8 protein-coding genes are annotated in these 7745 nt (G+C 51.2%); all 8 read left to right on the top strand.

All coding sequences use genetic code 11. The annotated features are described in order from the left end of the window. Positions 1-598 precede the first annotated feature (598 nt). The 8 genes from rpsP (at position 599) to JMI88_RS14815 (ending at position 7713) form a co-directional block, all read left to right on the top strand. On the top strand, positions 599-895 hold the full coding sequence (rpsP, locus tag JMI88_RS14850; RefSeq protein WP_201362647.1) for a 30S ribosomal protein S16: 297 nt from the start codon (positions 599-601) through the stop codon (positions 893-895). A 50-nt stretch (positions 896-945) separates the two neighbouring features. Beyond that, positions 946-1176, top strand: coding sequence for a KH domain-containing protein (locus JMI88_RS14845; protein WP_126597586.1), 231 nt, complete (start codon positions 946-948; stop codon positions 1174-1176). A gap of 153 nt (positions 1177-1329) precedes the next feature. Next, positions 1330-1887 carry a ribosome maturation factor RimM gene (rimM, locus tag JMI88_RS14840; RefSeq protein WP_201362646.1) on the top strand — a complete coding sequence of 186 codons (558 nt, stop codon included), beginning with the start codon at positions 1330-1332 and terminating at the stop codon, positions 1885-1887. Positions 1888-2137: 250 nt separating this feature from the next. After that, positions 2138-2368: a hypothetical protein gene (locus JMI88_RS14835; RefSeq protein ID WP_201362645.1), complete on the top strand. Its 231-nt coding sequence runs from the start codon at positions 2138-2140 to the stop codon at positions 2366-2368. Positions 2369-2610: 242 nt separating this feature from the next. Continuing rightward, a complete protein-coding gene (locus JMI88_RS14830) occupies positions 2611-2853 on the top strand; it encodes a hypothetical protein (protein WP_201362644.1) in 243 nt (80 codons plus the stop codon). 446 nt (positions 2854-3299) lie between these two features. Next, positions 3300-5165 (top strand): transketolase, encoded by a 1866-nt coding sequence (locus JMI88_RS14825; RefSeq protein WP_201362643.1) that lies wholly within the window; start codon positions 3300-3302, stop codon positions 5163-5165. A 317-nt stretch (positions 5166-5482) separates the two neighbouring features. Continuing rightward, positions 5483-7108, top strand: coding sequence for a diacylglycerol/lipid kinase family protein (locus tag JMI88_RS14820; protein ID WP_201362642.1), 1626 nt, complete (start codon positions 5483-5485; stop codon positions 7106-7108). A 113-nt stretch (positions 7109-7221) separates the two neighbouring features. Continuing rightward, the gene (locus tag JMI88_RS14815; protein WP_201362641.1) at positions 7222-7713 is read left to right on the top strand and encodes an LURP-one-related/scramblase family protein; all 492 of its coding nucleotides are present in this window, start codon (positions 7222-7224) and stop codon (positions 7711-7713) included. The last annotated feature ends 32 nt before the right edge of the window (positions 7714-7745 follow it).

Here is a 7745-nt window from a genome sequence, read left to right as displayed (position 1 = left end):
GGATGGAGACCGCTCCCCACGTATCCCTGTTTCGAATAAATAAACACAAAATATCCAGGGACGAATAGGTGCGCATGCCTGATCAACCGCGTAAGCATTGCGTGTTGTGTGAGTGTTCGTCCTCGAACATTTCAGCCGTTATATCAGCATTATAACATGCAGCATGGCTGGACAATATATCCATGCGGCAATATGCACCACCATTTGATCTTTGTATGCTTCAATAAAACGCAATTGGACGTGTTCCGCGCATTTCATTTCCCACTAGCTAGCATACACCTATCCACTCTCGTATCCATCACAGGCGACCCTTATCCCATCACAAAATTATTGCTTTCTCTTGTTAAGATGAGGTGCAAGCGGTGCGCCGGGCGCACCGCTTGCACCTCATCTTATATAAATTGTGAGCGCCGTAGGCGCGAAGCGTCAGGGGCCGCAGGCGCGAAAAGCAGGCACTCAACACTTAACATTGACAATTCCGTTGCACCGTGCTATTCTAATCAAGCCGTAATTTAGGGGCACTATTAGGTGCTATGAAACGTGGCGCTGCTGAAAATACAGCCCCCTTTGTGTGGGGCAGAGGTGGAATTAATAAAGCATGACTGTCAAAATTCGTTTAAAACGTACGGGGATGAAGAAAGCCCCTAGCTATCGTGTTGTGGTCGCTGATGCACGCTCTCCTCGTGATGGCCGCATTATCGAAAATATCGGTTGGTACAACCCACTTGTCGAGCCCTCCGCCATCAACATCAACGAGGAAAAAGCTCTCAGCTGGTTGAAAAACGGTGCGCAACCCACAGAGTCCGTTGCTCTGCTCCTCAAGCGCGCTGGCATCCTTGACCGTTTCACACAAGAGAAAGCCGCTGCTAAAGCTGCTCCTGCTGCTGCTGAGTAAGTACATTTCTATCGGCACAGGCTAAGTTGTATCTGAAGTAAGGATACTATATGCGAAAATTGATTGAGTATGTAGCTCAGTCATTGGTGGATGATCCTTCAGCCGTTCAGGTGCGTGAAGTTCGCAATGACCGTAACGCGCTCGTGCTAGAGTTGCATGTGGGGGCCGATGACTTTGGTAAAGTGATTGGTCGTCAGGGACGCGTTGCCAAAGCGATGCGTACACTGTTGCGCGCAGGCGGCACACGCGAAGGTCGTCATACCTCACTTGAGATCCAATAAATTATTATTGTGTGCCAGCGGCAGCACAGGCTTATTTGCCCGGCACATACCTGGGTAGCCTTGCCATGCAAATTGTATGAGCGTACGTGCCGGCCAGGTGTGGCGTGCTGGAGCTTTCTCAGGCTGGTCAGACAGAAATAGAGCTACGTGCTAATGAAAAACACGACAGAATGGGCTACTATCGGAAAAATAGTGGCCCCTTTTGGTATTCGGGGAGAGGTTAAGGTGTTTCCACTCAGCGATGTGCCCGATCGCTTTGTTTCGCTGGAGACCGTCTACCTGATGCCCGATCATCACAGCCTTTCCATTGCGGGGGTACGCCCCTACAAGGGCGAGATGCTGCTGCTCAAATTTAAGGGTATCGATGATGCGAACGCGGCCGAAAAATTGCGCAACCGCGATATTGTGATTCCTCTCGCTGAACTGGCCAAACTTCCTCCCGATGCGTACTACCAACATGACATTATGGGCCTGCGCGTACTACGCCTGAGCGGGAAGGAAGTCGGCGTGATTACTGATATCTGGACCACCGGCGGCAATGATGTCTATGTCATTAAAGGACCGCAAGGGCAGCAATTTTTGATACCAGCCGTCAAAGAGGTCATTAAACAGATTGACCTGATCAGACATGTGATGTATATTGATCCTATGAAAGGGTTGTTGGATGATGAGGCAGTAGTAGATGATCCCAATCAAAAGGAGATTGAATAACCAGACAAAATGTACCATCTGTACGAATAAGGGGTGGAAGCAACGGGATTCGTTGCAGCACGCAAAGAGTGATGTGCGCCCGATGGAGACCGTTGAGGATCGCATCTCCTGGCCCTTATTCTAGAAATGACACAGTGAAACGAATTAGTGCTTTTAGCCGTGTCTGTAACTGGTACCTTGTGTTTCTACTGTTGTTGCGTTGATTGTGTAACACGCCGCAGTCGCAGTATATTTGTAGGGGAGGAAATTTATGTCCGACCACATCCCGACTCTTGCTGATGTTTGTAGTGCCATTGCCGAAGGCCGACTTACTGCTGCCTCAGATGGCTCTACGTACCAGATCAATGCGTTTGAGTTGCGTCGCCACTTCAATAAACGTTACTCCCTTCCCACTATTTCCTTTTTAGAAGACATCCTCTCGCCTGCTTGTTCCGATGCTTGTGACTCCACCAATCTAGACTTTTGCAGTTTTGGACGCTAAGGTCTTTTTTATGCATCCGAAAGGGATGGTGTGGGGAAGTTGCGCTGTTGGAAGCGAACGACTATAATATGACTTGAATTTCAATAGGTCGTTTGTTAAAACGACCTATTGATAGATATTATCATAAGATTTGCTCGACCCGGCATATTTCTGATCTTTATTTAGAAGAGATGTGTCTCACGGCCGCCTGCAATAAACAGCATAGTAATATGCTCTCTGCGGTCTCGAAGGAAAGGTATGGTATGGAGCCACTTAATTCAGACTATGAAGTCGTTGTTCGTGAACCGAACCCTCGTGCGCGTTTTAACTGGTTATATGTTTTCCCGATACTGGGTGGACTGTGGTTGCTCTATTTGTTCTTAGCAGCCATTTTTCAGTTTCCGGTAACCGGTGCTGTCGACCCCGTCATGGCATTTATGCTGGTGCTGTTCTTTGTCATGGCCGGTTTGCTGTTCTGGGCCCTGGCACCCAAAGCCAATCGCTAAGCTGGTTATACACGCCCAATAATGAGACATACATCTTTCCTTCTTTTTAGAAGCTCGTGTATGTCTCATATCATGATATTTCTTCTTTCTCTTCTTCCTCCTTCCTCTCTGTGAAGCATGCGTTCTGAAACTATTCGTCCGCGCCAATTCGTGTTAAAAAATGTTGTGGTGGCCTTATGCAGGCGATGGCGTCACACTATTCATCCGTCCAGCTTAGCTACCAGCGAGCGGCGTTGAATGTTTAAAACGTTTACCATGTTTTATAATAAACGTGAGACCGTTCATTTGGATGACGTTCATTTGGATGAGCGGAGCCGCCGTGTCAGGTGGTAGTTAATATTTTCGGCTTTTTGCATTGGGCAAGCAACAAAGGCTTGCCCCAGCTACCTGCGAACGCAAGAAAACGGGGATATAAGTGTACAATACTCGTATAGTGAGGAGTACTTATGACAACTGCAGAAACTACTTCCCAGGTGAAACAATGGACAAATCTTGCCCAACAATTACGTGTTGATAGTATTCGTTCTACGACCGCAGCAGGTTCTGGACACCCCACCTCGTCGATGTCAGCGGCAGATCTGATGTCGGTTTTGATGTTGAGCCATCTGCATTATGACTACGATGATCCGAAAAATCCTGCCAACGATCATTTCATTTTGTCTAAAGGACATGCGGCGCCTCTGCTGTATTCGATGTTTAAGGCGGCGGGAGCGATTACCGATGAAGAACTGTTGACGCTACGTAAGTTTGGTAGCCGCCTGGCGGGCCATCCTGCTCCTGAGCTTCCGTGGGTGGATGTGGCGACCGGCTCCCTTGGACAGGGCCTGCCGATCTCGGTGGGCATTGCTGCTGTTGGCAAGTACCTGGATAAGCTTCCCTATAAGGTCTGGGTCTTGTTGGGTGATAGCGAGTTGGCTGAGGGCTCCAACTATGAGGCCTTCCACCTGGCCGAGCATTACAAATTAAATAATCTAGTGGCGATTCTCGACTGTAACCGTCTGGGTCAGCGCGGTGAGACCGAGTTGGGCTGGAATATGGAGGCCTATGCGGCCCGTGCTCGTGGCTTTGGTTGGCACGATATCATCATTGACGGCCATAACTACGAGGAGATCGATGAGGCCTATCGCCAGGCTGCTAAGGTCACTGATCGTCCGACTCTTATTATCGCCAAAACCATCAAGGGTAAGGGCGTCTCCTTCCTGGCCGATAAAGATGGCTGGCATGGAAAGCCTTTGACCCCCGAGCAGGCTGAGCAGGCCATTGACGAGCTGAAGCCCGCTGCGCGCAGCATGGTCTACCCTGTGCAGAAGCCAGCCCCCGCCCAACCTGCGCCGCTGGGAGAGAAGAAGCCCCTCGAATTGCCACGCTACGAGCTCAAATCGTCTGAGGCGACACGTAAAGCCTACGGAGATGCGCTGGTCGCGCTCGGCGCAGCCAATCCCAGGGTGATCGCGATGGATGGCGAGGTCAGCAACTCCACCTACGCCAACGAGTTCGCCAAGGCCTATCCGGATCGCTACTTCGAGCAATATATCGCGGAGCAGCAGATGGTGGCTTTTGCTGTCGGCTCTCAGGTCCGGGATATGATCCCCTTCGCCTCGACTTTCGCGGCCTTCCTGTCGCGTGCCTATGACTTTATCCGCATGGCTGCAGTATCGCAGGCTAATATTCGTCTCTCCGGCTCGCATGCTGGTGTCTCGATTGGTGAAGACGGGCCATCGCAGATGGGCTTAGAGGACCTGGCTATGATGCGGACGGTCTATAATAGTACAGTACTCTATCCATGTGATCCCAACCAGACCGCTCAACTGGTGGCGGCCATGGCCGATCACGGTGGAATTTCCTATATCCGTACGACGCGTGGAAAAACGCCCGTCATCTATGGTCCTGACGAGACTTTCCCGATTGGTGGCAGTAAGGTCGTGCGCCAGTCTGACAAAGATCTGGCGACCGTGGTGGCGGCAGGTATTACGCTGCACGAAGCCCTGCAGGCATACGATCAGCTCAAGAGCGAGGGCATCCGTATCCGCGTCATTGACGCCTACTCGGTGAAGCCCATCGACGATGAAACGTTGCTGGCCGCGGCTGAAGAAGCTGGTGGCAAGATCATCACGGTTGAAGACCACTGGCCCGAAGGTGGTCTGGGTGAAGCAGTGCTGGAAGCGTTCTCGCAGGCCGAAGTCCCCATGCCTCAGATCGTCAAACTGGCCGTACAGTCCATGCCAAGCTCTGGTAAACCTGCTGAGCTGCTCGAAGCCGCGGGTATCAGCGCCCACGACATCGCCCAGGCTGTCAGAACATTGGTCAAATAACACTATTCACGACACACGCCAAACCAAAGCGCAGGAGAGCCCATCCGCTCTCCTGCGCTCCTTTCATTTCATGCCTGCGGCCCCTAACGCTGCGCGCCTTCAGCGCCCACTCTTTTTATATGTGTTATTGCAGGAAGCGCGCAACGCGCGCTTCCTGCAATAACACATATAAAAAGAGTGGGCGCTGACACCCCGATGGCAATGGAAATAAAGCAAGCCTGGCGCACAAATATCCTATGTTTGAAACTGAACTACTGATTCCCTCGTGTTCTATGAGAATTAGTTAACATTTTATATATCTGCGAGGTGGTATGCTTATGCCTGGTAAAACTGCTTCTTTCCTTATTAATCCCCGGGCGGGTGAGAATGCGGCCAAATTGTCGGATATTCTGGCTGTCCTGTCGGCTGGTGGCTACAAAACAGAAATTGCTTTAAAAGAGTATGGCAAGCATATAATGGTGTTGGCGCGTGAGGCTACGCTGGAGAAGAAGAGTGATCTGGTGATTGTTTATGGTGGTGATGGGACGCTCAATCAGGCTGTCAATGGTGTAATGAGCGTGAAGGGTAAGCGGCCAACTGTCGGATTGATCCCCGGGGGTACCGCTAATGTGTGGGCGGGCGAAATCGGTGTGCCAACCGATCCTGTTAAAGCGGCTTTGACCCTCATCAATAGCGAGACGCGCAACGTTGACGTGGGTCGTATCTCGGTGCGCTCGATCTCTTTTCCGGGCGACGATAAGCCTTCGATTGTTCCTGCTAAGGCTGGTAAGAAGGCTTCGCAGGAGAGCGGGAAGGTGCGTCACCATTTTTTGTTGATGGCAGGTATCGGTCTGGATGCGGCTATCATGAGTGGTGTCTCGAAGCCATTAAAATACCAGATTGGACCCTTCGCTGTCGGGCTGTCGGCCGCCAAAGAGTTGCCGGAGCAGCATCCTTTTCCGGTTGAGATTCAGGCCGGCCAGGACAGCGATTCGCTCTGGCGGGGTGAGGCGGTCCAGATTGTGCTGGGCAATACGCGCCGCTACGCTAAAGTTGAGCGTATCACTCCAGACGCCTATGTGGATGATGGGGCTATCGATGTCTGTGTGATTACGGCCGGCAATCCATTGACTACCTTGCAACAACTGTCGTCGTTGCTGCTGCGCCAGAAGCCGGACAATACTACGGCCGAGTACTTTAAAGGTTCCCATTTGCGTATCAAGGTTCCGGCCAGCGCTCCCTTGCAGGTAGATGGCAGTGCAGTCAAACTCAAAGACTATCTGAGCTCCAGCGATTATGAAAAATTGGCACATTTGAATAAAGAGGAACTAGATAAGATCTTTATTACCTATCAGATCGATACGTTGCCTCAAGCTCTTCCCGTCGCTATTCCTCTGGCGTATGATGAAGAGCTGTTCGAGCATGCATATCATCCTTCCAATAAAGAGAATGGCGCCTATCATGAGCAGGAGGAATCTGAGACTGGCCAGAGGCTCAAGCATGGCCTCTTCCAGCGCCATCGCCACGAAGATGGTAAGCCCATGGAGACCTCTTCTCAGAAGCATACGACTGCGGTAGAGACGCTGGCCGAGTCGGAGCTACACTCCAAAGATGATAAATCTGAGCAGGAGCAGGAGCATGTGAAAGAGTTGAGCAAGGAACTGCCAGATGTGATGGATGCGCTGGCCTCCCAGGGACGCAAGGTGGCCATCTTCGGCAAAGCTCCCTGTGCTTCTCGCCCCAATACGTATGTGATTGCCGGCGCGGTCCAGAAGCGCTCGGGTGAAGCTGAGCCAGGAGCGGTGGTTGTGACTGAGAAGACAACGATCTTTGACCACGAGGGCCGCCGTGTCTCTAACCTGGAGGCTGCTATGCGGGAACTGGCAGAGGGCGCTGTGGTGATTGTCGATGGGAAGTGTAGTAAACGCAATGTGGTGCAGGCCAGGCGCCTGGTGTTGCCTTAGGCTTACGGTGCACCTCTATTCATCGTTTGTATGATCGACTGTGTCTGAGAAGTTTGTTGTCCCGGCACACATATGCGCTTCTCAGATCTATAGGTTGAAAGGTGTTCAAGCCTATGCGCTATCATCTGAGAGAACATGCCTGGGGTCTGACCGATAACTTTACGGTGCGGGATGATGCTGGCAATGATGTCTTTGATATCCATGGCAAAATTTTCCATATGGGTGATAATCTGGTGGTGCGGGATCACTATACCGGCCAGGAACTGGTCCATATCAAGCAAAAGCTGATCTCTTTCCGACCGAGCTATGACATTTACCGCAATGGTGAGCATTGGGCGAATGTGCATGAGCAGTTTCATCTTTTTGGCGAGCGTTTCAAGGTTCAGGGTGATAATGGTATGGTCTTCCATATCAATGGTAATGTCTGGGCCTGGAATTTTACGGTCAATGATAGTGCTGGCAACCTTCTGGGCCAGGTGGGCCGCGAGTTTTCGCTGTTCCATGAATGCTACGCCGTCGATGTCGCGCCGGGAGTGGATGCATCTTTTATGGTTGCGCTAGCCGTGGTGCTGGAAATGGTGAAGGACCATCAGGAAGATCACTAGCTTTCTTTCATCTTTCCAGATGGCGCTCAAAA

It is taken from the genome of Dictyobacter formicarum (genome assembly GCF_016587435.1).
Note: the sequence above shows the minus strand (reverse complement) of the source record. Positions and strands in the feature narration are given on the sequence as shown.